Raw genomic sequence first — 25715 nt, 5'->3', positions numbered from 1 at the left:
AACTGGATGGACTAACTGGTAGTGGTAAAAAAATTATACCGCTTTTCATCCGTAGCTTCAGGGTCCTTTTTGATATTCAGGGAATGTGTCATGAAAACGTTAGGCGAATTTATTGTTGAGAAGCAGCATGATTTTCCGCATGCCACCGGCGAGCTGACCGCGTTACTTTCAGCGATAAAGCTCGGAGCTAAAATCATTCACCGTGACATCAACAAAGCAGGATTGGTGGATATCCTCGGTACCAGCGGGGCTGAAAACGTGCAGGGCGAAGTCCAGATGAAGCTGGATCTGTTCGCGAACGAAAAGCTGAAAGCGGCGCTGAAAGCCCGTGGACAGGTCGCGGACAGTGCCTCTGAGGAAGAAGATGAGATTGTCGTCTTTGAAGGGGTGGAAAACGGCAAGTACGTGGTGTTGATGGATCCCTTGGACGGTTCGTCCAATATCGACGTCAATGTCTCGGTTGGCACTATTTTCTCTATCTATCGGCGCATCACGCCGGTCGGTACGCCGGTGACCGAAGAAGACTTTCTTCAACCCGGCAATAAACAGGTCGCCGCAGGCTATGTGGTCTACGGCTCCTCCACGATGCTGGTGTACACCACCGGCTGCGGCGTACACGCTTTTACCTACGATCCGTCGCTGGGGGTCTTTTGTCTGTCCCATGAAAGCGTGCGCTTTCCCGCGACCGGGCAGATGTACTCCATCAACTAGGGCAACTACATCAAGTTCCCCAACGGGGTGAAGAAATACATCAAATACTGCCAGGAGATGGACGAAGCCACCCACCGCCCCTACACCTCGAGCTACATCGGTTCGCTGGTTTCCGATTTCCATCGCAATTTACTCAAAGGCGGCATTTATCTCTATCCCAGCATCGCGACCCATCCCAACGGCAAGCTGCAATTAGCCTATGAGTGCAACCCGATAGCGTTTCTGGCCGAGCAGGCCAGCGACGGCAAAAACCGCATACTGGATATTGAGCCGCACGAGCTGCATCAGCGTTCCGCGTTCTTCACCGGGACCGAGTCCATGGTTAACGGTGTTGAACGCTTTATCCGCGATTACCCAGATAACGTTTAAGCCTGGGAGCGCGCCGGCGGGATGTCGCGCCGTGCTACTCTGCGTCCGCGCCACGGGCCGGACGGCCGCCGCGTTGGCCGGTGCAACAGCGTGAGCCTATCCGCGGGGGCGCCCAGCGTACCGCGAGGGAAAATCGGTTATACTAGCCGTCTCGCCATTATTGGAAAGTTTAAGGAAAACGACATGAGTTTGAATCAGGTACCGGCAGGCAAAGATCTCCCAGAAGATATTTATGTGGTCATTGAAATTCCGGCTAACGCGTCCCCCATTAAATATGAAGTCGACAAGGAAAGCGGCGCCCTGTTTGTCGATCGTTTCATGTCCACCGCGATGTTCTACCCCTGTAACTACGGCTATATCAACCACACTCTTTCCCTGGATGGCGATCCGGTGGACGTGCTGGTGCCGACGCCGTATCCGCTACAGCCTGGCTCCGTAGTGCGCTGCCGTCCTGTCGGCGTGCTGAAAATGACCGACGAATCCGGCGAAGATGCCAAACTGGTGGCGGTGCCGCACACCAAGCTGTCTAAAGAATATGACCACATTAAAGACGTCGACGATCTGCCTCAGCTGCTGCGGGCGCAAATCACCCATTTCTTCGAGCATTACAAAGATCTCGAAGCTGGCAAATGGGTGAAGGTCGACGGCTGGGATAACGTCGAAGCGGCCAAAGCCGAAATTCTCGCCTCTTTCGAGCGCGCCAAAAAGAAATGATACCGCCGAAAAAAAAGTCGCTCACCGAGCGGTTTTTTTGGCCGTTAACCCGCCTCGTCGGAAGGGTCCTCATGCCGGCGTACCCAATCTCCTCCGGGCAGCAGCGTAAGACCGGTGACCGGCCGCTGATAAAGATACATCCAGGCGCTGCCGTAGGGCGTGCCGATCAGGATCCGCTTGTATTCGCCGCTTTTGGTGCGCAGAGCATCCAGTTCCGCCAGGATGGTGGAATCGATGCGGTACACCTCGCCATAGACCGCGCCGTCGCCCGACACGACCGCCGGATAATGGCCGAGATCGTAAAGCGCATAGCCTGGAATAGTGTAATCTCCCAGCCATTGGGCGTTGGTCATCCAGTGACTATTTCCCTGTTTGCGTCGCAGACTACCGTAAACAATAATTCGCATGGTTAAAACTCAAACCGATAGAGCAAGTCTAGCGCCTGGTTAAGACCAGACACGGCTTCCAGATAAAGTTTCGGCATTAAACGATAACGCAGCGTTAACGTTGCCAGTGAGTCAAAAATACCAACACCGTATTTGACCTGCAGACCGGGCGCGATATAACCGCTGACCACGACCTGGGAGCTGTCGCCAACCCCCTGCGTGTCCAGCGCTAAATCGCTGACCCCGAATGCTTGTCCGATTTTACCCACAACTTGCCCGCTTTGTGCAACCCCCATCCCAATTAACATCGACGTCATCATATTGCTGTCGGCGCCGGAGGCATCCAGACCCTGTCCGCGCAGCAAATAAGACAACGCCTCCTGTTGCGATTTGACCGGATCGGAAAAGACTTCCATTTTCGGCTGGTCGGCCAAGCCGGTGACGCGTACCCCCGCCGTGACGTCATCCTCGGTGGAATCCGGATTGCGGATGGCCTCGATGTTCAGATAAGGCTGATCAACCGGGCCGGAAAACAGCAACTGCCCTTTGTTGACGATAAAATCCTGTCCATAGGCGTGAAAGCGACCGGAGGGAATATCGATTTGCCCGTTAAGCCCCAGCCCTTGCTTATCCTGCGATACTTTCAAATCCCCTTTAAGCCTGGCTTTGAGGCCGAAAGCGTCCAGGCGCACATCGTCGCCGACATGTACCAGCAGGTTGGAGGTAATGGGGATGGCGGCGCTATCCTTATCGGCTACCGGCCGCAGATTATCGTTCAGCAACACTTCATCACTGGAGACGCCGACCGCGCTCTGCGGCATATCCTTCACTTCAATGCGCGCCCAGGGAATTTCAACCTTGCCATTAAGGGCGAACAGCGTCGGCGTGGCCTCGAACACAATATCCGGCGACATGTCCAGCCGTACCATGGGCGGCACGGTGATGCGCACCCGATTGCCCTGGGCGTTGATACGCGCGCGCCAGGCCGCCATCCGGCTCCAGTCGGCGTCGCCGGTAAGGTTGACCTGGCCGTGGGTGGTCCCGATAAGCCCCTGTAGCGTAGAGCGGGTCCCGGCGAAAGAGAGCGCCAGGCGACTGTCGGTCATGGCAAAGGGCATGAAGTTGCCTTTGATAACCAGATGCTCCAGCCCCAGTTGACCGTACAGCTGCGGCCGCTGCACATCGCCGCCGAGACGCAACGCGGCATTAACCAGCCCATCGACGCTTTCGCCCCGCGACATCAACGGTTTTAACAGCGCCAGCGAAAGCTGATTGATGTTGACGTTGCCGGACAGCGCCCGCCGATTTTGGGGATCCGCCACCTGCACCTGACCGTTGAACTGGCCATTGCCGGAGATTTTGAAAAGCCAGTCGAGGCGGGCCAATCCCTTATCCAGCGCGGCATTGAGCGTCAGCGTCTCAAACTCCACCGGCAGAGTCTTGCCCTGCACCGTTTGACTGACCTTCACGCCGTTGCCCACTAGCGCCACTTTGCCCTGCGGTAGGCCGCCCCCCGCGGTCCAGCGCACATCGGCCCGGCCTGTGAAGACGCCGCTGGCCTGTGTTTCCGCCGGTAGCAGGGGTTTCAACATCGCCAAATCGAAGCGGTTCAGCAGCAAACTGGCCTGCCCGGATGCCCCTATCTCACTGTTTTGCGGCGCGCAGATCTGCGCATTGGGGTTTTGCCAGCAATGCGAGCCGATAATGAGATTTTGCGCGACGGCCTGATAATCTAGCGTCATTGCGCGCGTCAGCCGCCATTCCCCCACCGACGTAGCGAAACGGGTTTGGCTGAGCGTACCCTGCCAGCGTTGCTGTTGCCGGTCGAAACCGCCGTTTAACTGCAACTGGCCGGCAACCGGCTCACCCTGCATCGCCAGCTTGAGCTGATGCTGCTTTTCATCGCCGGTCGCGTCCAGGGTCAGTTGGGCGATGGATAGCGACCCCTGTAGCAACCTGTCCAGCCGCAGCTGAACGTTACCGCGCACGATGTCGCTGGAACGGACATCGCCCTGCAACGCAATGCGCCCGACGGTTAACTCTCCCCAGCGCAGCGCGTATGCGTTGAGATCCATAAGCAACTGCGGCGCGCGCAGATTGCCCCGCAGTTTGATATCGCCCGCCGCCCGGCCGCCCAGCCCTGGCAAGGCACCGTTCAGCGCCGGTGCGTTGAGCACGGCGTCCAGCGCGAAGGCATCGTTCAATTCGCCTTTCACCGTCAACTGGTTACGCCCCAGCGCCAACAGCAGTTGCGGCACCTGCCATTGACCGGCGGCGTTACCGCTGAGCGACCCCTTAGCGGTGAGCGCGTTTTGCCGGATATGGCCATGGAGATCCAGTTCAGGCACCTGTAGTTGCCAGCTGCCGCCATACAGGCTGCCGCGACTGGTGAGTTTTCCGGCCAGCCGCGCGGGCCAGTCCGGCCACTGGCGGGCGGTATTAATCCCGCTTAACGACAGCTCGCTACGCCAGCTAATGGCACGCTGCCAGTCCACCACCGCGCTCAGATCGGTATTGCCCTGTAGCGCCGCCAACCGCAGACGCGATAGCGTAAAGCCGTCGGTATTGCCCTTGGCGTCCAGGCTCACATCCGCCGGCGGCAGACCCTCGCCGCTGAGCGCCGCTTTCAACGTCAGCCGATAATCCCGCGCCTCGCCGTCCAAACGCAGGGCCAGACCCCGTGCCTGATATTGCGGCGTACCGGTTAACGGCCACTGCACGGACTGGCCGTCGAGCGTCAATGTCAGCGGCAGACCCGCCTGCGCCAGGCGCGTTTTCAGCGCCAACTGCGCGGTGACCGGACCGGAGAGATTGAGCGCGGCGCGCAGTTCATCGCGCAGGTCGCCGTCCACCGCGAGCTTGATCTTCTCGCCTTTTAGCGGCGCGCTATTTACGGTGGTGTTGACCGTCATCGACACCGGCCAGCGCCCGCTAAGTTCGGCGTTGCCGGACGCGTTGAGCAAGCCCCGAGGCGAGTCGATATCCAGCAGTTTCAATTCAGCATGCCGATCGCGGGTCGTCGCCTGCAAACGTAAGCGGGTGATAAGCAGATTGGCGTCGCCGGAGAGACGCAGATTTTCCCCTTCGATATCCTCAACCGTCAGATTCAACGGCAGGGTAAACGAAGGCAGCGGCGGCAGGAGCGGCTTGGCGAACAGTGCGCGCAGCGTCTCGGCCAGCGGCGGCTGCGCGCGAATTGTCGCCAGCGTCGCCTCAGTATCGGCGCGTTTTTGCGCCGGCGTGCGCGTGTCGGGTTTTATCGCCTGCGCGGCAGTGGCGGCCGCCTTATCCGCCACCACCTGCGCCGCCGTCGGCAGCGCCACCAGCAAACCGGCGATGCGCGTCGGCGTCACCGTCAGGTTATTGCCCTGAAACTGAAGGCCGGTGCTGAATTCGTCAAGGGCGATGCGGGTATTATCCACTTTGACCTGCACATTATTCAGCGCCAGACGGCGCAGGTTAAGCGGATAGGGGGTCGACAGGGAACCGCCGCCCGACGCCTCCTGCGTTGCCAGCGCCGGCGGCCTGAATTCGGCGGTGTTTACGCCGACATTCACATCGCGCAGGGAGAGATCGTTGAGGCACAGCTGGCGATCCCGCAGACAGCCAAAATCCAGCGCAAGATGGAATTCGCCGACGCCGACCGTAACGCCGGGCATCTGGTAACGTAACTGCTTAATGGCCAAATCGCGCCAGCCGCCGCTGACGGAGGCCATTTCCAGTCCCGGCACCCAGCGGGCCGCGCCGTTCAGCACCAGGTGCAGCCCGCTGGTGGTGCCCACCAGAAACCCCAGCGCACCCACCAGCAGCAGCACGACACCCAGGCAGATTTTCTTAACAAGGCTCATAATTCCGGCCCCAGTCCAATATAGAATTGCACGCCGTGCTCATGTTCATCCGCCACCGGGGCGGCGATGTCCAGCTTGATGGGGCCGACAGGCGATTGCCAGCGCACGCCGCCGCCGGCGCCGGTCTTGAAGTTGCTATGTTTGATATCGTTAACCGCCTCGCCGCTGTCCACAAATACCGCGCCCCACCATTTGCCGGTGACGTTATATTGATACTCCAACGATCCGGTAGCCAGTTTGGAGGCACCGGTCAATTTGCCGTCATCGTCGCGCGGCGACAGGGATTTGTATTTATAGCCGCGAATACTGCGATCGCCTCCGGCAAAAAAGCGCAGCGAAGGCGGGACGCGTTCAAAATCGTTGGTTTCGATCCAGCCCAGGTTGCCGCGGGCTACGAAGCGGTGTTTCTCCGCCAGCGTGCGGATCCAGACGTTTTGCGCCTGCAAAATGACAAAATCGATATCCGAACCCCAGACGGTATTGGAGACATCCACCGAATAGCGCTGGCTGTCGCCCCAGGTGGGCATCAGGCCGCCACGCTGGCGGGTCCGGGTGATACTGACGCCGGGATAGATAAGCATCGTGGTATCAGTAACGTTGGCCTGGGTAAAGTGATCCAGGCTCCAGCGCAAATTGATAGCCCGCTGCCAGCCGCTGGACAGATCCCAATAGCGCGCCACGTTCAGCGTGGTGGAATCCGCCTGGGTATCGTTGAGGTCTTCGCGCTTGAAGCCGCCTTGCAGCAGATAATATTGCTCCAGGGGATCTTTGAGCAGCGGAATTTTATAGCTGACATCGGCCGATTGCTCCGGCGCCGACAGGCTAAGACTGGTTTGCAAACTGTGGCCGCGCGAGTTAAGCCACGGTTTGTTCCAGGTGGTTTTGACCCGCGGTCCCACATCGGTGGCGTAGCCGACGCCGGTTTCGAGACTGTTGCGACTGCGCGGCGTCACGACCGCGTCCAGCGGCAGCGTTTTGCTCTGTTTACCGGAGGAAAAGTCAGGGGAGATCACCACCGAATTAAACCAGTTGGTGGCCGCCAGCCGGCGATTTAGCTCCGCCAGCGATTCGGCGCTGTAAGGTTCACCCTCGCGTACTTTGGCGAGATTTTGCAGGTAATCTTCGCGGATCTGGGCGCCGTGGAAGCGCACTTTACCGAAGCGATAGCGCTGGCCGCTATCAAAATCGATATCCCAATAAGCCTGGTAGCGCGACGGCGCTACACCCAACTGGCTTTTGCGAAACTCGGCGTCGAAATACCCCTTGCGCAGCGCCAGGCTGGAAAAACCGTTTTTGAATCTGTCGTAAGCGCCGTGGTTCAATACGGTGCCGAGGGCGGGCTTGCCGTCTGACACCCACTGGCGATAATCGCTATCCTGCCGCGCCTCGCCGCGCAAAATGACATTGACGCCGGCGATTTTCACCGGCTTACCCGGCGTGATACGGGCGATAAGTACATCGCGACCGCCGTTCACCGCCGGCTTAAAGACGAAATCGATGGTGGGCGAATAATAGCCAAGCGCCCGCAGCCCCTCGCGCACCGCGTTATCAACCCGGCTTTGGAAGCGCGCGTCGGCGGTCACCTCATCGCTGCCAATGGTCGACAGGCGCGCGCGTACATTGCGCTGCAGGTCGCCGCTGAGGCCCTCCACCTGCAGGCGGACGTTGGCGCTATGGGCCTGCGGCATCAGCAACAGCGCGCAGAAAAATAGGGATTTTCGACCGTACCGTGCTTTCACGCTGATGATCTCTGATTGTTTCTTTCCTGGCAAAGTCTCTCCATCCGCGACGAATCAGCGTTGATGCTATTATTAGCAGACTCAATACTCCGTTGGCAAAATCGCCGGGCGGGCCTTGCGCGGCCGCGTCCGTCTCGCCGTCGGGCGCTGAGTGGCGCTTACTCACCTGATACTCAGGTGTATCAACCCTCTATGGTTAGTGATGAGATATTTTCGCAGTAAAATCGATTTATCTTCACAGCATCATGTAATAATGCGCTTTATTGTCGGTAAAGCGTGCCGGTTAAACAACCCCTTGCGGGGTATTTCGCCGGCATTTGTTCAAATGAGGAGTTCAGGGTGGCGCAAAATTTCGACAAAACCACGCGCATTACGCAAAGTGAAGCGCTGCCGGGGCGCATGACGCCCATGCCCATCGCCCCCACGCATCCGGTGCTGCACCATTCCATGAGCCACGTCCCGGACGGCATGGCGCTAGCTATATTCGCCATGGGCTGTTTTTGGGGCGTGGAGCGGCTGTTCTGGCAACAGCCCGGCGTTTACAGTACCGCGGCCGGCTATACCGGCGGCTATACGCCCAACCCTACCTACCGCGAAGTGTGCAGCGGCCAGACCGGCCATGCCGAAGCGGTAAGAGTGGTGTTCGACCCGCAGATCATCCCCTACACGGCTTTGCTGGGGTTATTCTGGCAGCACCACGATCCGACTCAGGGCATGCGCCAGGGGGACGATATCGGCAGCCAGTACCGCTCGGCGCTCTTTCCCCAGGATAATGCGCAGCGCGAGGCCGCGCGCGCAAGCCTGGCCGCTTTTGCCCAAGCGATGGCCGACGCCGGCGATACCCGGCCCATCACGACCGCACTGGAACCCGCGGCGCCCTTTTATTATGCCGAGGATGAGCATCAACAATATCTACATAAACATCCCGACGGCTATTGCGCCCTCGGGGGCATTGGCGTGTGCCTGCCGCCGGCCCGCTAAGCGGTATTGGCGGCGCGATGACAGACGCTGCTATACTGTCGTGCGACACGGTCGCCGTGGCGTTGAGGCGAGATGTTCACGCAAATTCGCCCTTACAGGGCGCCGACGCTTCCATATAGCCCGAACTGGTTAACTTATGCTAAATAGTTTTTTGCTTATTCTGCTGCTGATTGCAGTAAGCGCATTTTTTTCGATATCAGAGATATCGCTGGCCGCCTCGCGCAAAATAAAATTGAAATTGCTGGCCGACGAAGGGGATATTAACGCGCAGCGCGTGCTCAAATTACAAGAGACGCCGGGCGTGTTTTTTACCGTGATTCAGATTGGCCTCAACGCCGTGGCCATTCTCGGAGGCATCGTCGGCGACGCCGCCTTTTTTCCCTGGTTTGCCTCGGTATTCGCGCACTTTATATCATCCGAGCTGGCGGAACAGTTGAGCTTCATTTGCTCCTTCTCGCTGGTGACCGGCATATTTATTCTGTTTGCCGATCTGACCCCGAAACGCATCGCGTTGATCTCCCCGGAAAGTTATGCCGTCAAGATTATCTACCCAATGCGCTTCTGCCTGCTGGTATTCTGTCCGCTGGTGTGGCTGTTTAACGGTCTGGCCAACGTCATTTTCAGAATGCTGAAACTGCCCATGGTGCGCAAAGACGATATCACTTCCGACGATATTTACGCGGTGATGGAGGCAGGGGCGCTGGCCGGCGTGCTGCGCAAGCAAGAACATGAACTCATCGAAAACGTCTTTGAGCTGGAATCGCGCACTGTGCCCTCCTCTATGACGTCGCGCGAAAATATCATTTATTTTGATCTGCGCGAAACCGAGGACAGCATTAAAGAGAAAATTGCCACCCATCCCCATTCCAAATTCCTGGTCTGTGACGCAACCATCGACCACATCGTCGGCTATGTCGACTCGAAGGACCTGCTTAATCGCGTGCTGGGCAATCAGAGCCTGGCGCTCAATAGCGGCGTGTAGATCCGCTCGGCGCTGATCGTGCCGGATACCCTGACCTTGTCTGAGGCGTTGGAAAGCTTTAAAACCGCCGGCGAGGATTTCGCGGTCATCTTAAACGAGTATGCGCTGGTGGTCGGGATAATCACTCTTAATGATGTGATGACCACGCTTATGGGGGATCTGGTGGGCCAGGGGCTGGAGGAGCAGATTGTCGCCCGCGACGAAAACTCCTGGCTAATTGAGGGCGGCACGCCGATTGATGATGTGATGCGGGCGCTGCACATTGATGAGTTTCCGCAATCCGGTAACTACGAAACCATCGGCGGCTTTATGATGTTTATGCTGCGCAAAATCCCCAAACGCACCGATTTCGTCCGATACGCCGGCTACAAGTTTGAGGTGGTGGATACCGACAGCTATAAAATCGATCAGCTGCTGGTTACGCGCGTCGAGGAAAAATCCTCCCCGCTACTGTCCCCGGCGTCCGACAACAATGCCCATGTCGCCTGAGATAAGCGCCGCAGTGATGAAAAACAGCCCCCGCGCGCGGCGGAGGCATAATGACTACGGCGGCGGTTCACCGTAAAAAGCGTTCTTAGGCCATATCTAGCTAGAGCCGCATTACCTGGCGATTGACTTCAGACATGATGCTGAAATACTGTTTATCTCGCACCTTGGGCAGCAAAATTTTACCTTTATCGAACTCAAAAGCGCCGATGCCCTTGATGTAAAGTCTGTCGCGAAATAAGGTCTTTACGTAAGTGGCTACTTTTATGGCGTTATAGCGATGGAAGATTCTCATTTTTTTACTTTCCTCCTACAGGGTTACTTCTTCCTATGGTACTGACTACCGCGATTGGAAATCCGGTAACGCTACCTAACTACACCTTATCTGAGTGGTAAGTTGTGCTTTAGTTCACGCTCTTACAGGATGCATTACTGCTTTTACATAATTTGACAGTAGGGTATAAAAAACAAATCCCTATAAACAGTATAATTATCCTAAAAGTGCGGTGGTTGTGCTTGCACACACACTGGGCCAAAGAGGGCCCGGTGAGATCCTAACAACAGGAGTTTTTTATGCGCTATCTCATCGGCCTACCGTTATGCTGCCTCGTCGTTTCCCTCTCTTTGCATGCACATCAGCTGCGCACCGGTGAACTGGTTCCGCCTGTGAAGATCATGCATCAGGGAGAAGTAATCTACGATCATAATGAGTTTAGTCATCAATCCTGGAATAGCGCACACCTCCCTGGAAAAATTCGTCTCATCCAGCATATCGCCGCCCGAACCTCGGCGCGCGAAATGAATGCCGCATTGATCGAAACCCTACGCAAGGCAAGATTACCGCGCAAATATTACCAAACGACGACATTCGTCGAACGCGGCGACGCCTTCTTCGCTACCGGCTGGTTCATCCGCCACCAAATCGAGGCGAGTCTGCGTCGCTACCCCTGGTCGCAGATTATCGACGATACCAACAGCATGGTGCGTCATGCCTGGCAGTTGAAAAGCAAAAGTTCGACCATAGTGCTGCTTAACGCCCGAGGAGAGGTGCAATGGGCCAAAGAGGGGCCGTTGACGCTGGAGGAAATACGCCAGGTCGTCAGCCGTATCCAGCGCCTATTGCGCGAACAGGACCGATGAGCGCCGGCGGGCGAACGACGGCCGGTTGATAACCTAGCCGGACGGGAACAGCGGCCGGGCGGCAACGGCTGTCGGCGGGATATGACCGTCCGACGAGGTTAGCGGGGGATAGACAGCTACCCGCGGCACGACCGCCGCGGGCGCGCGGCGTCAGAACAACGACACCCGAAAGCCGGGATTCAAGAAAGATTCTCGCGGGGTATAATCTAATGCCCGTCCCTGCCAATCATTGACCTGGGCCCCGGCCGCCATGGCCACCGCGTGCCCTGCGGCGGTATCCCAGACGCTGGTCGGCCCAAAGCGCGGATAAAGCTGCGCCGTCCCCTCCGCCACCAGGCAGAATTTCAGCGATGAGCCGATAGTGATCGTCTGATGCTCGCCCAGGTGGGCCAGATAATCCTGCAGCTCCGCATTGTTACCGTGCGAACGGCTCACCACCACCAGCGGCGGGCGCGCTTCTTTCACCTCTATGGCCTGCCGCTCGCCGTGCTCGTCGATACGCCAGGCTTTTCCGTCCGCTGCGGCATAAAGCCGGTCGGTGAGCGGCACATAGACCACGCCCATCACGGGCTTACCGTCCTCGATTAGCGCGATATTGACCGTAAATTCACCGTTACGGCGCAGAAACTCCTTGGTGCCGTCCAAGGGGTCCACCAGCCAGAAACGGCGCCAATGCTGACGAACGGACCAGTCCGGCGAATCCTCTTCGGAGAGAAGGGGAATGTCCGGCGCCAGCGCCTGTAAACGGGCGGTGATGACCCGATGCGCGGCCAGATCCGCGGCGGTAACCGGCGAGTCGTCCTGCTTCTGATTCAGCTCCAGCGGCTTTTCGCCGTTGTAGACCTGCATGATGGCCGCGCCGGCGTCGCGGGAAAGGGTAATGATGTGTTCAATCATGATACACCTCGAAGATGAGCCTTAAGGTAATAATAATATTTTTTCGTCCGGCGTGATAACTCTTCGACACCCCAAGGGGGAGAAGTTGCATAGCGCCACGCCGTCGAGAGGACCGCCGGCGTGGGAGAGAGGAAACGCGTCGGCGCGCGTTCCGCAGGTTTACAGAATTTCCAACAGCTCTACTTCAAAAATCAACGCGCTGAAAGGCGGAATGGACGCGCCCGCGCCGCGTTCGCCGTAGGCCAGTTTATGGGGAATATACAATTCCCACCGGGAGCCGACCGGCATCAACGTCAGCGCTTTGATCCAACCGGCAATGACGCCGCTGACCGGGAACTCTGCCGGCTGGCCCCGCTCAACCGAACTGTCAAACACGGTGCCGTCCAGCAGCCGGCCGGTATAATGCACGCGCACGCGATCCTGGCGCGAGGGGATGGGCCCGTCGCCTTGGGTCAGGACTTTAAATTGCAGGCCGGATTCGGTCAGTGTGACGCCCTCCTTGTCGGCATTGTCCGCCAGGAACTTATCGCCTTCCACCGCCAGATGCTGCTGGCGCTCCTGACGCACCGCGTCGGCGCGTTCGTAGACGGTACGCAGCGCGCGATGGATAACGTCCACCGGCACCGCCGGGGCATTGCCTTCCAGCGCATCGCGCAATCCCGTAAGCAAAGCATCCGGCAACAGGCCTTCCAGACCGGATTCGACCAGTTGCTGGCCTACCTGTAGGCCGATACCGTAGCTCGCCTGGGCTTCTACGCTGTCTAATGAAGGGTTAGTCATGGCATTTCCTTGATATCTCAAAAAGCGAAAGGCGCAGCATAACAGCGCGGGCGGTTGGGGTAAAATCCCGCGTGCAAATAGTATGACGCCTCCCCTTAACGTCAGCGTCACGGTATAAAATAGGCATGGAGCTTCATCCCACGCCGCTCTATACTTCATCGGGTTACGGCAACAGTTTTGCAAGAGAGGTCATCATGGGCAGAATCGCGCCCAGGAAAAACACGTCCCCGGGCTTTTCGCTGCCGGGCCTAGACGGCCTGCGGGAGAAATGGCGTCGCCGTTTCGGCCCCGATGATGACGTCAGCCGGCCCGCCGTTGAGAGCGATGAACGCGCGCCAACCAGTGAAAGCGTTAAACGCACGCCGGGGAAAAACACGGGCGCGCAGGACAGCCTGCCAGCCGCGTCGACGGAGGACGCGCCCTACGCCCTGGCCATCGGCAGCGCGGGCCATCGCCCTGATTATCTGACAGACGTCCCGCCACGAACGTCAGCGGCCCCCGCACCGCCAAGCGAAGGCGCCTCACTGCGTGGACAGGCGCTATTGGCGACATTGTGGCACCTGCCCGACGGCTTTAACTGGATGGGGCCGCTACCACTCATGCATCGCCGCTGGCTGCTGATTATCGCATTACTGGTGGCCATCGCCTTACTTTGGCCCTACAGTCCAACGACGCCTCCGGCGCCGGTGGCTCGCAATGATGCAGCATCCTCTGCCGTGCCGAGTATGCAGGCCGAGCTGGTGGACAACAGCGCCGGCGGCGGCAACACGGACGAGCGACACGTGCAAACGTACCGCATCGTCGACGGCCAGACACTGGCCCAGTTGTTCCGCGCGCATAATCTGCCGGTGGAGGATGTCTTTGCCATGGCCCAGGTAGAGGGCAACGACAAACCGCTAAGCAGCCTGCAGGCCGGACAGGAAGTCCGCATCGTGCAAAACGCACAGGGCGTCGTGACGCTGCTGGAAATAGAAACCGGCGCCGCCGGCCCGGTACGTTTTGCGCTCCAGCCCGACGGCAGCTACCAGCGCCGATAACCATTCTGCCCCCGTCGCTGCCCTTGACGCCGGCGCCCTTGCGCAGCGCAAAAAAACCGGCGCTCGGCCGGTTGTCGTCCCACCCTCTACGCGTGCAGATTCCGACGTATCCGATCAGCTGTTCCGGCGACATCCGATCAGTTATTCCGATATTTTCCGATCACCCATTCCAGTGATATTCGATCACGTGTTCGCTCATCTTCTGACTCGGGTTTAGTCTATTTTTCCTGTGCTGGCTACTCCTTGCTCTTTGCGTAGTGATTCGCCTTTAAGTTCCAGTCTATAGCTGGGGTGTACTAATCGATCGAGTAACGCGTCAGCTGTCGTGGGGTTTTCTATCAGTCCATACCATTTTTTCACCGGCAGTTGACTGATCAGGATGCTGCTGCTTTTGTCGTAGCGATCTTCCATCACCTCCAACAGCATCGTTGCCTGCATCGGACTTATTGATTCTAGGCCCACGTCGTCCAAGATCAGTAACTCTATTTTTTCTAACTGCTTAAGCTGTTTTAGATAGGTCCCGTCTACCTGACACTGGTGAAGATGGGCCAGCAACCGACCCACTCGCCAGTAACGCACGCTATATTGCTGCCGGCATGCCTGCTCACCAAGCGCACAACTGAGCCAGGTTTTGCCCGTACCTGTCGGCCCCGTGATGAGTATGCTTTTCTGATATTTCAGATATTGTCCCCCTAGCAGATCTCGCATCTGTTCTGGTGTCACTCCTCGGCTAGGGATATAGCGGATATCTTCCGGTTTTGCCTGCAAGCGCATTTGCGATTGCCGTCGAAGACGGCATATGTGGTTGTTTTTTCTATGCAAATTTTCCGATTCTACCATCAGCGACAACCGCTCCTCGAACCCCAGCTCCCCATAACTCCTCGGGAGTTCGCGTTGCGTCTCCAACGCCTGGACCATTGTCGACAACTTCAGCTCTTGCAGAGCCATTAACAGTGTATCCATATTTATTCTCCTTAGTGATAACTATCCGGACCTCGGAGGTTTTCGTGAACCAGCATTGATACGCCGGCTCCGTCCTGGGTGACCTCACTTTCACGACCGTGTTTCAATACGTTGGCTATGAAAGAGCGGTTAATGCACCCTTTCTCCAACGCCAGCGCGCAGGCCTTCTCCAGTCGCGTCGTCTCATAGCGCCGTTGCAGATTGAGTAGCCCCAGCACGGAGCGGTAAGCCTGCTCCGGATGGGCTTTGCTCTTTTGGATGGACTCGACCACTTTCAGTGTGCACGCACCCACCGACAGCGCCCAACTGCACAGCCTTTCCGGCGTCCACTGACTCTGCCCCTTATGGTGGTTAGCCGGCATGTGCGCCGCCTGAGTCGTGTGCCTATAGGCGTTATCGCTGCGAGGGTGCGTAGCCACGCAGACGCCCTTATGGTGGATTTGCACCAGCCGTTGGGTGGCGATGACGTCAACGCGCTCGCCAACCAGCGGATGCGGCACCGAGTACCAGTTTTTGCCGTAGTCTATGTGGTAATCAGGTCCCACTCGGGCAACGAGATACTCACTGTATTCCCATTGTGTGGGCGGTAGAGGCCCAAGAGCCGGTTTGTCCAGCTGCTCGAAGCGTTCAAGGCGACTTTGTCCGCCGTAATGACGCATCGGGCGCAGATTCAACTCATGATTGAGTTCTCGTATCACCTGGTTGAGTTCGGCCAGCGAGTAGAACCTACGTTTACGCAACCGGGCCAAAACCCAGCGTTCTACCAGCTGCACAGTTGATTCTGCCTTCGCCTTGTCTTTCGGTTTTCTCGGGCGCGCCGGTAGCACCACTGTCTCATAGTGATTTGCCAGCGCCTGGTAGCTCTGGTTTATGACCGGCTCATAGCGGTCAGGGGTGCTGACAGCGCTGCGCAGATTATCAGGTATCATCAGCTCCGGAACCCCACCCATGAAGTGCAGGCAGCGGCTATTGGCGTTGAGCCACGATGCCATGTCCTGGCCTTCGCAGGCTTCGATATACGCATAGCCTGACACGCCCATGGCAGCGACGAAGATAGCGACCTGGCGTACGCTACCGGTCGCAGGGTTGACGATAGGTACGGTGGGGCCACAGAAGTCGATGAAGAGCTTTTCGCCAGCCTTGTGCTCCATGCGCATAGAACGCCGCTACTTCTTTTTCCAGTCACGGAACAGTGCACAAAACTGTGAGTAACCGAGGGCATCACCGCCCACGGCGGACTGATATTCCATCCAGAGCAGCTGCTTGGTCATGCCCTTGCGGCTTAACTCGGTATCGATATCAAGCCAGCTGGGTAAGGTATTGATAACTTTTCCGGATTTGCCGGGATAGAGCAGGCGGTCGAGGTCGACGGGGGACAGTTCCGCCGGCAATGGCCAGACCAGGTTAGCTACCGTGAATCGGCCGAGGATATCGTGCACGGTAGTACAGCCTATGCCGAGCGCTGCTGCGATAGGGCGATTCGAGCGACGCTGCTCGAATTTCATACGTAATACATTAATATAGATGCACATTTCCGTTCTCGCTTTCTTCTTTTTACGTGCCATGCCATGCCCCCGGAAGCTAAAAGTCTCCAGAGTATGGCGGAACAGAAAATGAGCGATCAGACAGAATTGGAATCGCTGATCGGGCGACCGGAATCAGTGATCGGATGAAATCAGAATTAGTGGTCGGATGTGACCGGAACCAGCAACGCGGGCGAAATAGCAAAACGCCGGCACAGGGCCGGCGTTTTAAGGTCGATAATCTCGCGATTACGCTTCGGGCACAATCACCACATTCAGGGTAGCGAAAACATCGCTGTGTACCTGGATGCTGACGTCGTGGTCACCAGTCGTGCGCAGAACACCGTTCGGCAGACGCACTTCGCTTTTCGCGACGTTAACGCCGGCGGCGGTGATCGCGTCAGCGATGTCGCGAGTACCAATAGAGCCGAACAGTTTACCTTCGTCGCCTGCTTTCGACGCGATGGTGACGCTGCCCAATTCATTGATTTTCGCGGCGCGTGCTCCAGCTTCGGCCTGAACGTCAGCCAGTTTGGCTTCCAGTTCAGCACGGCGCGCCTCGAAATACTCTACGTTTTTCTTGGTGGCCGGCACGGCTTTGCCTTGCGGCACCAGGAAGTTACGAGCATAACCCGCTTTAACATTAACCTGATCACCCAAACCGCCCAGGTTGGTGACTTTATCAAGCAGAATAACTTGCATTACCTTATCCCCTCAAAGACTTAGTGGACAATGACCGATTACTGATGACGATCAGTGTACGGCAACAGGGAAAGGTAGCGCGCACGCTTGATCGCGCGGGCCAGCTGACGTTGGTATTTGGCGCGAGTACCGGTAATCCGGCTCGGGACAATTTTACCGCTTTCGGTGATATAGTTTTTCAGCGTAGCGATGTCTTTGTAGTCGATCTCAACAACGCCTTCCGCGGTGAATCGGCAGAACTTGCGACGACGGAAATAACGTGCCATAGGGCTAGTCTCCAGAATCTATCAAATCAATCTGCTCGGCATGCAGAACTATTTTGCTGAGGCCATTGCGCCCTTGATGGCAACTGATGAACCCCTGCACGGTGATCTGCGCGCGGACCGTTATACTGCGAGTTATATCGAGAGTGTGTTTTCCACTGACCACCACGGGCAGTCGGCACCATGCCTGGCGTGAAAAACCGGCTTCCTGCTGCACAGAACGGTGCTCAAGCACGAACTGGTAATGCGGAATACCTGACGGACTGACCTTACGGATGGGTGTCTTGCACACGGTGCCCGACAGCATCAGACGGTTCGCCGTCATCATCGATTACTCTTCAGAATCCCCAGCATCAGAGTCTTCGTTGGTTTCAGTGGCGAAATCTTCACGGCGCTCACGGCGTTCGTCTTTCGCTTTAACCATCGGAGACGCTTCAGTCACCGCGTGCTTAACGCGCATGATCATGCTGCGGATAACGGCGTCATTGAAGCGGAAAGCTGTTTCCAGCTCGTCAATCACTTCCTGCGGCGCTTCTACGTTCAGCAGAACATAGTGCGCTTTATGCAGTTTGTTGATCGGGTAAGCCAGCTGACGGCGGCCCCAGTCTTCCAGGCGATGGAACTGGCCTTCAGCACCGGTAATAAGGGCGCTGTAGCGTTCGATCATTCCGGCAACCTGTTCGCTTTGGTCAGGATGAACCATAAAAACGATTTCGTAATGACGCATAGAATTGCTCCTTACGGATTATTCAGCCTCCTGTCAGGGTCAACCGCGGCCCATGGAAGCAAGGAACGTGATAAGTGTGCGGTCGAAAAATGACGCGAAATTGTACTTATCCAGCCGGCTAAACACAAGGACCGCGGCGGATTATTTCCGGGTTACGCGGCCGGCGCTCGGCGTTCAACCGCAACGCTAAAGGGCGTCGCGAAAAAAAGCGACGGTGGCCGCGAGGGCGCCCACGGTAATTTTATGGCCAATCTCCGGCTCGGTGAGATAGCGCACCCGATGATGGGCGCCGCGCGCTGCTAGCGCCTGATACAGCCGCGCGCTTTCCGCCGGCGGCACCAGCGGATCCGCGTCGCCATGCCAGAACAGCAGCAGCCGATCACCCAATTTATCCAGCCGCTGAAAGACGTCGTAGTTCGCCAGCGGCGCCAGCGCGGCGGCAAAGCGCCGTTCATAATCCGGCGCATCCGGCGTCACCGGCGAAAAAAGCGTGCGGCTGAGCCGCATAAAATCGCCGGATCCCATCAACGCCGCGGCAGACAACGGCCAATCATAACGCGCCAGCGCCCCTAGCGCCGTCATGCCGCCCATCGACGCGCCACAGACGCCAACGCGTTGCCCATCAATCTGCCCCCGCTGACGATAATGGGCGTACAGCGTGGGCAATTCGTCGATATTATTGCGCAGAATATCCCAAAAATGCCGCAGGCGGCGTTGCTCATCGCCGTCAAAACGGGCACCATGCATAAGAGCATCCGGCAGGATCACACGGAACCCGGCCTGCGCCAGCGCATAGCCGAAATAGCTATAGACCTCTTTGGACAAGGTGTAGCCATGGTAAAAAAACAGCGTCGGCAGCCCTAAAGCATAACCACCCGCCGGCATCGCATGTATCACTTCGATGTCGCCGACGTACTCCTGATGCATCTCTACCATGGGGCCTCCCCGTTCGCCGTAACACGTCACGCTACGCCGTCCTGTCGCCGCAGCGTCCGGTCATTACCATAATCACTGCTGGCCGGTTTCGCTATACTTTAATCACCTAAGCACTGCGGATATTTGGCTATGAAATGACTTCCTTTGACGATCATCTTTTGCTGCTTGCCGTTAGCGGGATGTAGCGTGTTCAACGGCAAACCGCCGCCGCCCGAAAAACAGGCGGTGGAAATCAGCCGCAATAGGGTAGGTTCGCTGACCCGGACAGGCAAGGTCACCGTAAATGAACGCGGCAGTCCGATGGATGCTAAAAACGCCATTCAACGCCAGGCGGATGAACGTCAGGCGCATTATTACCAGATCCTGATGATCGATGAAACGGTCACCCCCGGCGTCTGGCACGGAGAGGCGATTCTTTATCGGTAATGGCGCGGCGCGCACGCGCATTTTAGGGGCTCATCGGCGCGAATACCCCAAGCGGCGTGCGCTACGTCGTCAAGGCGAGAACCGAATACGCCGCAGGGCGCGGCCCGCCGTCATAGTCGAGAACGGACAACGCCGAAGGCGCGAACATTTACTGGGCGCCTCGGCCGTCAGGGCCGTGGCGCGGGCGGACATACGCATGGCGTCATGGGGCGGGTGTAACCGAAAAGCGCCTCAGCCGCCGGCCCGATAGCGCTCACCGGCGGCCGCAAGATGATGTCTAACCTCGCTGCCGCACGGCTTCAAACAGGCATACTCCGGCGGCAACCGACACATTAAGGGACGAAACCGCGCCGGCCATGGGAATGCTGATGAGTTCATCGCAATGTTCACGGGTCAGGCGCCGCATGCCTTTGCCTTCCGCGCCCATCACCAGCGCCAGCGGCCCGGTAAGTTTGCTTTGATAAAGATGGTGATCCGCCTCGCCGGCGGTGCCGACGATCCACACATTATGCTCTTGCAGCAGGCGCAGCGTACGCGCCAGATTGGTGACGCGGATCAGCGGCACGGTCTCCGCGGCACCGCTGGCGACCTTTTTGGCGGTGGCGTTCAGCGGCGCCGCGCGATCGCGCGGTACTATTACCGCATGGACACCGGCGGCGTCGGCACAGCGCAGGCAGGCGCCAAGGTTATGCGGATCGGTAACACCATCCAAAACCAGCAGCAACGGCGCAGCCTGTTGTGCCAGTAGCGCCGGCAGATCGTTCTCTTGGAACTGCCGCCCTGCCTGCACGCGGGTGACGATACCCTGATGTACCGCGCCCTCTGCTTTCTCATCCAGCCATTGGCGACTGGCCATCTGAATAACGATGCCGGCCTGCTCGAGTTGCTGAACCAGGGGCTGCAAACGGCGGTCGTCGCGTCCTTTTAACAAATACACATCCAGGAAACGCTGAGGATCGCGCTCCAACAGGGCCTGTACAGCATGAATCCCGTAAATAATTTCGCTCATGATCGTCTTTCATCGTCAACGGGCATGCCGGCCCGTTTAGGGTTGTGCTAATAAACGTCGCGGCCCGGTAATCAGTTTTCTGAGCGACCGGAAGCCGCGGCGGGTTTCCTACGGCGGCGCGTTTTGCCGCCAGCGGCTTTATTACGGGTAGCGCCCTCGGCGGAGGTTTTCTTGCGCGAAGTGTCCTCGGTCGACGGTTTGGCCGGCGCCGAAGAGGCGTGACCGCCTTTGCCGCGCCCTGCGCCGGGTTTATCGCCCCCCTTCCCTGTCGGCCGGAATGCGCTGTCGGGTTCAAAATTGGCGGGCTGTTTACTGCTGCTGCGGCGGCGCGGCGGTTTGCCGTCATTAGCGCCGCGGGCGGCCTGCTGCTGACGCTGGCGCTCGCTTTTGCCGGCACCGCACGGCTGACGGCGGCTGGAAATCAATGAAAAATCGATTTTGCGTTCGTCCATATGCACAGCTTCAACGCGGATTTCTACCGCGTCCCCGAGCCGGTACACCCTGCCGCCGGACTCGCCTATCAGCCGCTGGCCGATGTTGTCATAGCGATAATAATCATTATCCAGCGATGAGACATGCACCAAGCCGTCGATAAACAGCTCATCGAGACGCACAAAGAAACCGAAACTGGTGACGCTGGTAATAATGCCGCTGAATACTTGCCCAACGTGATCCTGCATAAAATCGCACTTCAGCCAATCCGCCACGTCGCGGGTCGCTTCATCGGCGCGACGCTCGCTGAGCGAACATTGCTGGCCAAGCTGCAACATCTCTTCCAGTTCGGAATGCCAACCGCCGGTCGGTGTGGCCCGTCCATCGACGTCGCCATTCTGTCGGCCGAGAAGATATTTGATCGCCCGATGCAACGCAAGATCCGGATAACGGCGGATAGGCGAGGTGAAGTGAGCATACGCCTGCAGCGCCAGCCCGAAGTGGCCGCGGTTTTCAGGATCATAAATCGCCTGCTTCATCGATCGCAGCAGCATGGTTTGCAGCATTTCGTGGTCCGGACGGCCAGCGACCAAATTCATCATATCGGCATAATCTTTGGGCTCAGGTTTATCGCCGCCCCCCAAGGTCAGCCCCAGTTCGCCCAATACTGTGCGCAACGAGGTGATATGGTCATTGCTTGGCCGGTCATGCACGCGATAAAGCGCCGGCTCTTTATGCTTCTCGACAAAGTGCGCCGCGGCAATATTCGCCAGGATCATGCACTCTTCGATAAGCTTATGGGCATCATTGCGCTTCACCGGCTCAATACGCTCGATGCGGCGCTCCGTGTTGAAGATAAACTTGGCCTCTTCGGTTTCAAAAGAGATACCGCCGCGCTGCAACCTGGCCTGTTCCAGCGTCTGATACATTTCATGCAGTTGGGTCAGCGGCTTGATGAGCGGCGCGTAATGGTTGCGCAATTCCTGCTGGCCCTGCAAGATCTGCCAGACCTTATTGTAAGTCAGGCGCGCGTGAGAATTCATCACCGCTTCATAAAATTTGTAGGAAGAGAGACGCCCCTGGGCGGAAATGGTCATCTCACAGATCATACACAGCCTGTCCACCTGCGGATTGAGGGAGCACAGCCCGTTGGACAGCACCTCGGGCAGCATCGGGATCACCTGCGAGGGGAAATAGACCGAAGTCGCGCGCCGGCTCGCTTCCTGGTCCAGCGGCGTATGCGGCCGGACATAGTAGCTCACATCGGCTATCGCCACCCACAGACGCCAGCCTCCGCTGCGTTTTTTCTCGCAGTACACCGCGTCATCGAAGTCGCGCGCATCCTCGCCGTCGATGGTCACCAAGGGTAGCGCGCGTAAATCGATACGCCCGCGCTTGGCCGCTTCCGGTACCTCTTCTTTTAAATTCGCCAACTGCTGCTCGACTTCCAGCGGCCAGACATAGGGAATATCGTGGGTGCGCAGCGCAATATCCACCGCCATGCCGGTTCCCATATTATCGCCGAGCACCTCCACCACTTTGCCGATGGCTTTGGTGCGCCGCGTCGGGCGCTGGGTCAGCTCCACCACTACCACGAACCCCATGCGGGCGCCCTGGGTCGCTTCCGGCGGGATCAAGATATCGAAACTGAGACGGCTATCGTCTGGCACCACGAAAGCGCTGCCGGCGTCAATGAAAAAGCGGCCAACGATCTGGCTGGTTTTCGGCACCAGCACCCGCACAATGCGCGCCTCGCGGCGGCCTTTGCGGTCCGCGCCCTGCGGCTGCGCTATGACGATATCGCCGTGAATGGCCATTTTCATCTGTTCGGCGGACAAATAATAATCGTCCTTGCTGCCTTCGACGCGCAGGAAACCGAAACCGTCTCGATGGCCGATGACCGTACCGCGCAACAAATCCAGACGCTCCGGTAGCGCATAGCACTGCCGACGGGTGAAAATCAGTTGCCCGTCACGCTCCATTGCGCGCAGGCGGCGGCACAAGCCTTCCAGTTGGTCTTCACCACTGATATCCAGTTCTTGCGCCAACTCCTCGCGGCTGGCGGGCTTTTCCCGCTTGGCTAAATGGGCGAGGATAAATTCTCGGCTTGGCACCGGGAACGCGTATTTTTCTGCCTCTCTTTCCAGAAAGGGATCTTGTGACATTGAGCTATCTCCATAATGTCAAAACAGGTTGCCGTGCCGCTAGCGGGCACGCGCACGTTTTTGTAGAGTGGCGGTTAGAGCCATCATGCCGGCCACGCCAGGCGCAAAATGATGTGATGGACCCTATGGGTGCCTGCGGCAACACCTGTTTTCAACGGCAGGCAAAATGTCAACCTCTGTTTCCGCGCTACAACCGGCCGGCGCGCACGGCACCGGCCTCAATACCGCTATCATTGGCAAGCCCGCTAAACCCTGGCGGGGGCATACGTACCGGTAAAAAGGAAAACATGAACAATAAGAGTAACCTTTGAGAACCAAACAGGCCATAAAACTTGTTGGTCGGCAATGAGGGCAAGATAACCTATTGACATATAAAAACAAACCGGGCGTAGCCCGGTTTGCTCTCTTTTTTGCTAATTTACGCCCGACGGCCGTTAGGCGTCAAACGGATCGCGTAGAATCATGGTTTCGCTACGGTCAGGCCCGGTCGAAACGATGTCAACCGGTACGCCGGTCACCTCTTCTATGCGCTTGATGTAGCGACGCGCCGCGTCGGGCAGCTTGTCGAACTGCTTCACGCCGAAGGTGCTCTCGCTCCAGCCCGGCAACGTCTCATAAATCGGCTCAATACCTTCCCAGTTTTCCGCCGCCAACGGGGTGCTTTCCACCACGCGGCCGTCAGACAGGCGATAGGCGGTACAGATTTTCACCTCTTGCAGACCGTCAAGCACGTCGAGCTTGGTGAGGCAGAAACCGGAAAGGGAGTTAATCTGTACCGCGCGACGTACCGCTACCGCATCCAGCCAGCCGGTGCGGCGGTGGCGGCCGGTGGTGGCGCCGAATTCATTGCCCTTGGCGCACAGAAACTCGCCCGTGTCGTCAAACAGCTCGGTGGGAAACGGGCCAGCGCCGACGCGGGTGGAATATGCCTTGACGATGCCGAGGACATAATCCACATAGCGCGGACCGAGGCCGGAGCCGGTCGCGACGCCGCCGGCGGTGGTGTTGGAGGAGGTAACGTAGGGATAGGTGCCGTGGTCGATATCCAGCAGCGTTCCCTGGGCGCCTTCAAACATCATCAAATCGCCGCGTTTGCGGGCGGCGTCCAGCAGCTCGGAGACATCCACCACCATCCCGGTCAGGACGTCTGCCACCGCCAGGATATCGTCCAGCACCGTTTGATAATCCACCGCTTCAGCCTGGTAATACTGCACCAGCTGGAAGTTATAGTAATCCACGACCTCTTTCAGCTTTGCGGCGAAGGTGTCTTTATTGAACAGATCGCCCACGCGCAGCGCGCGACGCGCCACTTTGTCTTCATAGGCCGGGCCGATGCCGCGGCCGGTGGTGCCGATGGCTTTGGCGCCGCGGGCCTTTTCGCGCGCGACGTCCATCGCTACGTGATAGGCAAGAATGAGCGGACACGCCTCGGAAATCAGCATGCGTTCGCGTACCGGAATACCCCGCGCCTCCAGCGCTCCCATCTCTTTCATCAGCGCTTCCGGCGACAGCACGACGCCGTTGGCGATGATGCTGACGACATTTTCACGCAGAATGCCTGAGGGGATCAAATGAAGGACGGTTTTTTCACCGTTGATAACTAAAGTATGACCGGCGTTGTGTCCGCCCTGATAGCGAACAACATATTTGGCCCGTTCGGTCAGCAGGTCGACGACCTTGCCTTTACCTTCGTCACCCCATTGGGTGCCCAGTACGACGACGTTCTTACCCATCTCTTAACTTCACCAGATTGCTTAAAAATGGATTCTACCATCTGAATCCATAACTTTCAGTACTTTTTCGCGCTGCGATCACGCGCCCATTTTGCTACGCAACATATAGTAGATAACGCAGCCGGCGACCACTAAACCCCCGCCGAAGCGACGCAATAGCGTATCCGGCAGCGTCGTCAGCGAACCTATCATCTTGCGCCAGACGCCTGGAAACAACATCGGCCCCAATCCCTCCAGCACCAGCACCAAACCGAGCGCCATCCAAATCGTCGGATTCATGACATAACCTCAAAGCAAAAAGGCCCGAATGATCGGGTATTAAACACACATTATCTCATTGAAATGAATGCAATTCATCTCAAAGGCCGTCCACACACTATCAACACCGAACAATAAGGCCTCGATATCCGCGGCCTTTATATGCACACCTGTACTCTTCGCATCTGCCTGCCGTCGTGCATAATTGGCTTTCCCGTTCTTTCGCGCCAACACGCACGGTGGGTTAGCATTTAGCATCAAGCGCGAGCAATTTAAAAGAGTCCATGAAAATTCTTGTTGGAAGTTATCACCATGTTTAGATAAAGGCGCTAGGGAGGGACGTACGGCAAACACCGCCATTGACGTGCGTTATCCTCACTACGAATTATCCTGGCCATTTTGGCATCACTACGCCAGCGCGGAGGCAAACCCGCCGCCGTTTGGGGTATGGACAACGGTGACCAACGGCCGGACGGCGGCGTCAACGTCTTCTGTGAAGCCGCCGACC

General features: G+C 57.7%; 22 protein-coding genes and 3 pseudogenes. 7 read left to right on the top strand and 18 right to left on the bottom strand.

Going from position 1 to position 25715, the window contains the following annotated elements; genetic code table 11:
- Positions 1-90 precede the first annotated feature (90 nt).
- A pseudogene (fbp, locus tag SOPEG_RS06595) lies at positions 91-1080 on the top strand (class 1 fructose-bisphosphatase).
- Between the two features lie 183 nt (positions 1081-1263).
- Positions 1264-1794 carry an inorganic diphosphatase gene (ppa, locus tag SOPEG_RS06590; RefSeq protein ID WP_025244745.1) on the top strand — a complete coding sequence of 177 codons (531 nt, stop codon included), beginning with the start codon at positions 1264-1266 and terminating at the stop codon, positions 1792-1794.
- 44 nt (positions 1795-1838) lie between these two features.
- On the opposite strand, the gene SOPEG_RS06585 is transcribed toward ppa, so the two are convergent.
- Genes SOPEG_RS06585 through tamA form a run of 3 tightly spaced genes read right to left on the bottom strand, consistent with a single transcriptional unit; the run spans position 1839 to position 7716 of the window.
- Positions 1839-2201: a gamma-glutamylcyclotransferase family protein gene (locus SOPEG_RS06585; protein ID WP_025244744.1), complete on the bottom strand. Its 363-nt coding sequence runs from the start codon at positions 2199-2201 to the stop codon at positions 1839-1841.
- Positions 2202-2203: 2 nt separating this feature from the next.
- Positions 2204-6028 carry an autotransporter assembly complex protein TamB gene (gene tamB, locus SOPEG_RS06580; protein ID WP_025244743.1) on the bottom strand — a complete coding sequence of 1275 codons (3825 nt, stop codon included), beginning with the start codon at positions 6026-6028 and terminating at the stop codon, positions 2204-2206.
- On the bottom strand, positions 6025-7716 hold the full coding sequence (gene tamA, locus SOPEG_RS06575) for an autotransporter assembly complex protein TamA (RefSeq protein WP_081743104.1): 1692 nt from the start codon (positions 7714-7716) through the stop codon (positions 6025-6027). The genes tamB and tamA overlap by 4 nt, the downstream gene beginning before the upstream one ends.
- A gap of 450 nt (positions 7717-8166) precedes the next feature.
- Here tamA and msrA point away from each other — a divergent pair, with 450 nt between their 5' ends.
- Together msrA and paeA are read left to right on the top strand one after the other, a co-directional pair.
- Positions 8167-8748 (top strand): peptide-methionine (S)-S-oxide reductase MsrA, encoded by a 582-nt coding sequence (gene msrA / locus SOPEG_RS06570; protein ID WP_051419998.1) that lies wholly within the window; start codon positions 8167-8169, stop codon positions 8746-8748.
- 136 nt (positions 8749-8884) lie between these two features.
- Positions 8885-10219 (top strand): annotated as a pseudogene (gene paeA / locus SOPEG_RS06565) (polyamine export protein PaeA).
- Positions 10220-10319: 100 nt separating this feature from the next.
- Here paeA and SOPEG_RS06560 read toward each other — a convergent pair.
- Positions 10320-10511, bottom strand: coding sequence for a DUF1107 domain-containing protein (locus SOPEG_RS06560; protein ID WP_038468381.1), 192 nt, complete (start codon positions 10509-10511; stop codon positions 10320-10322).
- 278 nt (positions 10512-10789) lie between these two features.
- Here SOPEG_RS06560 and SOPEG_RS06555 point away from each other — a divergent pair, with 278 nt between their 5' ends.
- Entirely contained in the window at positions 10790-11356 is a 567-nt protein-coding gene (locus tag SOPEG_RS06555; protein WP_025244740.1) for a YtfJ family protein, read from the top strand.
- Between the two features lie 150 nt (positions 11357-11506).
- On the opposite strand, the gene cysQ is transcribed toward SOPEG_RS06555, so the two are convergent.
- Both cysQ and SOPEG_RS06545 read right to left on the bottom strand, forming a co-directional pair.
- Entirely contained in the window at positions 11507-12253 is a 747-nt protein-coding gene (gene cysQ, locus SOPEG_RS06550) for a 3'(2'),5'-bisphosphate nucleotidase CysQ (protein WP_025244739.1), read from the bottom strand.
- A 159-nt stretch (positions 12254-12412) separates the two neighbouring features.
- The gene (locus tag SOPEG_RS06545; protein ID WP_025244738.1) at positions 12413-13033 is read right to left on the bottom strand and encodes a peptidylprolyl isomerase; all 621 of its coding nucleotides are present in this window, start codon (positions 13031-13033) and stop codon (positions 12413-12415) included.
- A gap of 125 nt (positions 13034-13158) precedes the next feature.
- Between SOPEG_RS06545 and SOPEG_RS29235 the strand changes: the two genes are divergently transcribed.
- Complete coding sequence (locus SOPEG_RS29235; RefSeq protein WP_081742943.1) at positions 13159-14070, top strand: LysM-like peptidoglycan-binding domain-containing protein; 912 nt, start codon at positions 13159-13161, stop codon at positions 14068-14070.
- 213 nt (positions 14071-14283) lie between these two features.
- Here SOPEG_RS29235 and istB read toward each other — a convergent pair whose 3' ends face one another.
- The 7 genes and pseudogenes from istB to yjfP all read right to left on the bottom strand — a co-directional run bounded on the left by istB (position 14284) and on the right by yjfP (position 19184).
- Positions 14284-15033: an IS21-like element ISSoEn3 family helper ATPase IstB gene (gene istB / locus SOPEG_RS06535; protein ID WP_025244736.1), complete on the bottom strand. Its 750-nt coding sequence runs from the start codon at positions 15031-15033 to the stop codon at positions 14284-14286.
- An 11-nt stretch (positions 15034-15044) separates the two neighbouring features.
- A pseudogene (gene istA, locus SOPEG_RS06530) lies at positions 15045-16598 on the bottom strand (IS21-like element ISSoEn3 family transposase).
- Between the two features lie 207 nt (positions 16599-16805).
- The gene (gene rplI / locus SOPEG_RS06525; RefSeq protein ID WP_025244735.1) at positions 16806-17258 is read right to left on the bottom strand and encodes a 50S ribosomal protein L9; all 453 of its coding nucleotides are present in this window, start codon (positions 17256-17258) and stop codon (positions 16806-16808) included.
- 38 nt (positions 17259-17296) lie between these two features.
- On the bottom strand, positions 17297-17524 hold the full coding sequence (rpsR, locus tag SOPEG_RS06520) for a 30S ribosomal protein S18 (RefSeq protein ID WP_005974788.1): 228 nt from the start codon (positions 17522-17524) through the stop codon (positions 17297-17299).
- A gap of 4 nt (positions 17525-17528) precedes the next feature.
- On the bottom strand, positions 17529-17849 hold the full coding sequence (priB, locus tag SOPEG_RS06515) for a primosomal replication protein N (RefSeq protein WP_025244734.1): 321 nt from the start codon (positions 17847-17849) through the stop codon (positions 17529-17531).
- Between the two features lie 3 nt (positions 17850-17852).
- Positions 17853-18248 carry a 30S ribosomal protein S6 gene (rpsF, locus tag SOPEG_RS06510; RefSeq protein ID WP_025244733.1) on the bottom strand — a complete coding sequence of 132 codons (396 nt, stop codon included), beginning with the start codon at positions 18246-18248 and terminating at the stop codon, positions 17853-17855.
- A 186-nt stretch (positions 18249-18434) separates the two neighbouring features.
- Entirely contained in the window at positions 18435-19184 is a 750-nt protein-coding gene (gene yjfP / locus SOPEG_RS06505; RefSeq protein ID WP_025244732.1) for an esterase, read from the bottom strand.
- Positions 19185-19328: 144 nt separating this feature from the next.
- Here yjfP and bsmA point away from each other — a divergent pair, with 144 nt between their 5' ends.
- Positions 19329-19610, top strand: coding sequence for a biofilm peroxide resistance protein BsmA (bsmA, locus tag SOPEG_RS06500; protein ID WP_148297010.1), 282 nt, complete (start codon positions 19329-19331; stop codon positions 19608-19610).
- Positions 19611-19887: 277 nt separating this feature from the next.
- On the opposite strand, the gene rlmB is transcribed toward bsmA, so the two are convergent.
- From rlmB to SOPEG_RS06470, 5 genes are all read right to left on the bottom strand, one after another.
- Positions 19888-20619, bottom strand: a complete 732-nt coding sequence (rlmB, locus tag SOPEG_RS06495; RefSeq protein ID WP_025244731.1) for a 23S rRNA (guanosine(2251)-2'-O)-methyltransferase RlmB — start codon at positions 20617-20619, stop codon at positions 19888-19890.
- A gap of 71 nt (positions 20620-20690) precedes the next feature.
- On the bottom strand, positions 20691-23216 hold the full coding sequence (gene rnr / locus SOPEG_RS06490; RefSeq protein WP_025244730.1) for a ribonuclease R: 2526 nt from the start codon (positions 23214-23216) through the stop codon (positions 20691-20693).
- A gap of 434 nt (positions 23217-23650) precedes the next feature.
- The gene (locus SOPEG_RS06480) at positions 23651-24949 is read right to left on the bottom strand and encodes an adenylosuccinate synthase (protein WP_025244729.1); all 1299 of its coding nucleotides are present in this window, start codon (positions 24947-24949) and stop codon (positions 23651-23653) included.
- A 78-nt stretch (positions 24950-25027) separates the two neighbouring features.
- Entirely contained in the window at positions 25028-25228 is a 201-nt protein-coding gene (locus SOPEG_RS06475; protein WP_025244728.1) for a DUF2065 domain-containing protein, read from the bottom strand.
- 39 nt (positions 25229-25267) lie between these two features.
- Positions 25268-25567 carry a hypothetical protein gene (locus SOPEG_RS06470; protein ID WP_148297009.1) on the bottom strand — a complete coding sequence of 100 codons (300 nt, stop codon included), beginning with the start codon at positions 25565-25567 and terminating at the stop codon, positions 25268-25270.
- Positions 25568-25715 lie beyond the last annotated feature (148 nt).

The organism is Candidatus Sodalis pierantonius str. SOPE, assembly GCF_000517405.1.
Taxonomy (GTDB): Bacteria; Pseudomonadota; Gammaproteobacteria; order Enterobacterales; family Enterobacteriaceae; genus Sodalis_C; species Sodalis_C pierantonii.
The sequence above is the reverse complement of the archived record's forward strand: the minus strand, read 5'-3'. Positions and strand labels throughout refer to the sequence as shown.

Excerpts from the sequence above, each read along its gene's own strand:
- ppa (WP_025244745.1), top strand. The coding sequence starts at position 1,264 with ATGAGTTTGAATCAGGTACCGGCAGGCAAAGATCTCCCAGAAGATATT.
- SOPEG_RS06585 (WP_025244744.1), bottom strand. The coding sequence starts at position 2,201 with ATGCGAATTATTGTTTACGGTAGTCTGCGACGCAAACAGGGAAATAGT.
- tamB (WP_025244743.1), bottom strand. The coding sequence starts at position 6,028 with ATGAGCCTTGTTAAGAAAATCTGCCTGGGTGTCGTGCTGCTGCTGGTG.
- tamA (WP_081743104.1), bottom strand. The coding sequence starts at position 7,716 with ATGCCGCAGGCCCATAGCGCCAACGTCCGCCTGCAGGTGGAGGGCCTC.
- msrA (WP_051419998.1), top strand. The coding sequence starts at position 8,167 with ATGACGCCCATGCCCATCGCCCCCACGCATCCGGTGCTGCACCATTCC.
- SOPEG_RS06560 (WP_038468381.1), bottom strand. The coding sequence starts at position 10,511 with ATGAGAATCTTCCATCGCTATAACGCCATAAAAGTAGCCACTTACGTA.
- SOPEG_RS06555 (WP_025244740.1), top strand. The coding sequence starts at position 10,790 with ATGCGCTATCTCATCGGCCTACCGTTATGCTGCCTCGTCGTTTCCCTC.
- cysQ (WP_025244739.1), bottom strand. The coding sequence starts at position 12,253 with ATGATTGAACACATCATTACCCTTTCCCGCGACGCCGGCGCGGCCATC.
- SOPEG_RS06545 (WP_025244738.1), bottom strand. The coding sequence starts at position 13,033 with ATGACTAACCCTTCATTAGACAGCGTAGAAGCCCAGGCGAGCTACGGT.
- SOPEG_RS29235 (WP_081742943.1), top strand. The coding sequence starts at position 13,159 with ATGGAGCTTCATCCCACGCCGCTCTATACTTCATCGGGTTACGGCAAC.
- istB (WP_025244736.1), bottom strand. The coding sequence starts at position 15,033 with ATGGATACACTGTTAATGGCTCTGCAAGAGCTGAAGTTGTCGACAATG.
- rplI (WP_025244735.1), bottom strand. The coding sequence starts at position 17,258 with ATGCAAGTTATTCTGCTTGATAAAGTCACCAACCTGGGCGGTTTGGGT.
- rpsR (WP_005974788.1), bottom strand. The coding sequence starts at position 17,524 with ATGGCACGTTATTTCCGTCGTCGCAAGTTCTGCCGATTCACCGCGGAA.
- priB (WP_025244734.1), bottom strand. The coding sequence starts at position 17,849 with ATGATGACGGCGAACCGTCTGATGCTGTCGGGCACCGTGTGCAAGACA.
- rpsF (WP_025244733.1), bottom strand. The coding sequence starts at position 18,248 with ATGCGTCATTACGAAATCGTTTTTATGGTTCATCCTGACCAAAGCGAA.
- yjfP (WP_025244732.1), bottom strand. The coding sequence starts at position 19,184 with ATGGTAGAGATGCATCAGGAGTACGTCGGCGACATCGAAGTGATACAT.
- rlmB (WP_025244731.1), bottom strand. The coding sequence starts at position 20,619 with ATGAGCGAAATTATTTACGGGATTCATGCTGTACAGGCCCTGTTGGAG.
- rnr (WP_025244730.1), bottom strand. The coding sequence starts at position 23,216 with ATGTCACAAGATCCCTTTCTGGAAAGAGAGGCAGAAAAATACGCGTTC.
- SOPEG_RS06480 (WP_025244729.1), bottom strand. The coding sequence starts at position 24,949 with ATGGGTAAGAACGTCGTCGTACTGGGCACCCAATGGGGTGACGAAGGT.
- SOPEG_RS06475 (WP_025244728.1), bottom strand. The coding sequence starts at position 25,228 with ATGAATCCGACGATTTGGATGGCGCTCGGTTTGGTGCTGGTGCTGGAG.
- SOPEG_RS06470 (WP_148297009.1), bottom strand. The coding sequence starts at position 25,567 with ATGGCGGTGTTTGCCGTACGTCCCTCCCTAGCGCCTTTATCTAAACAT.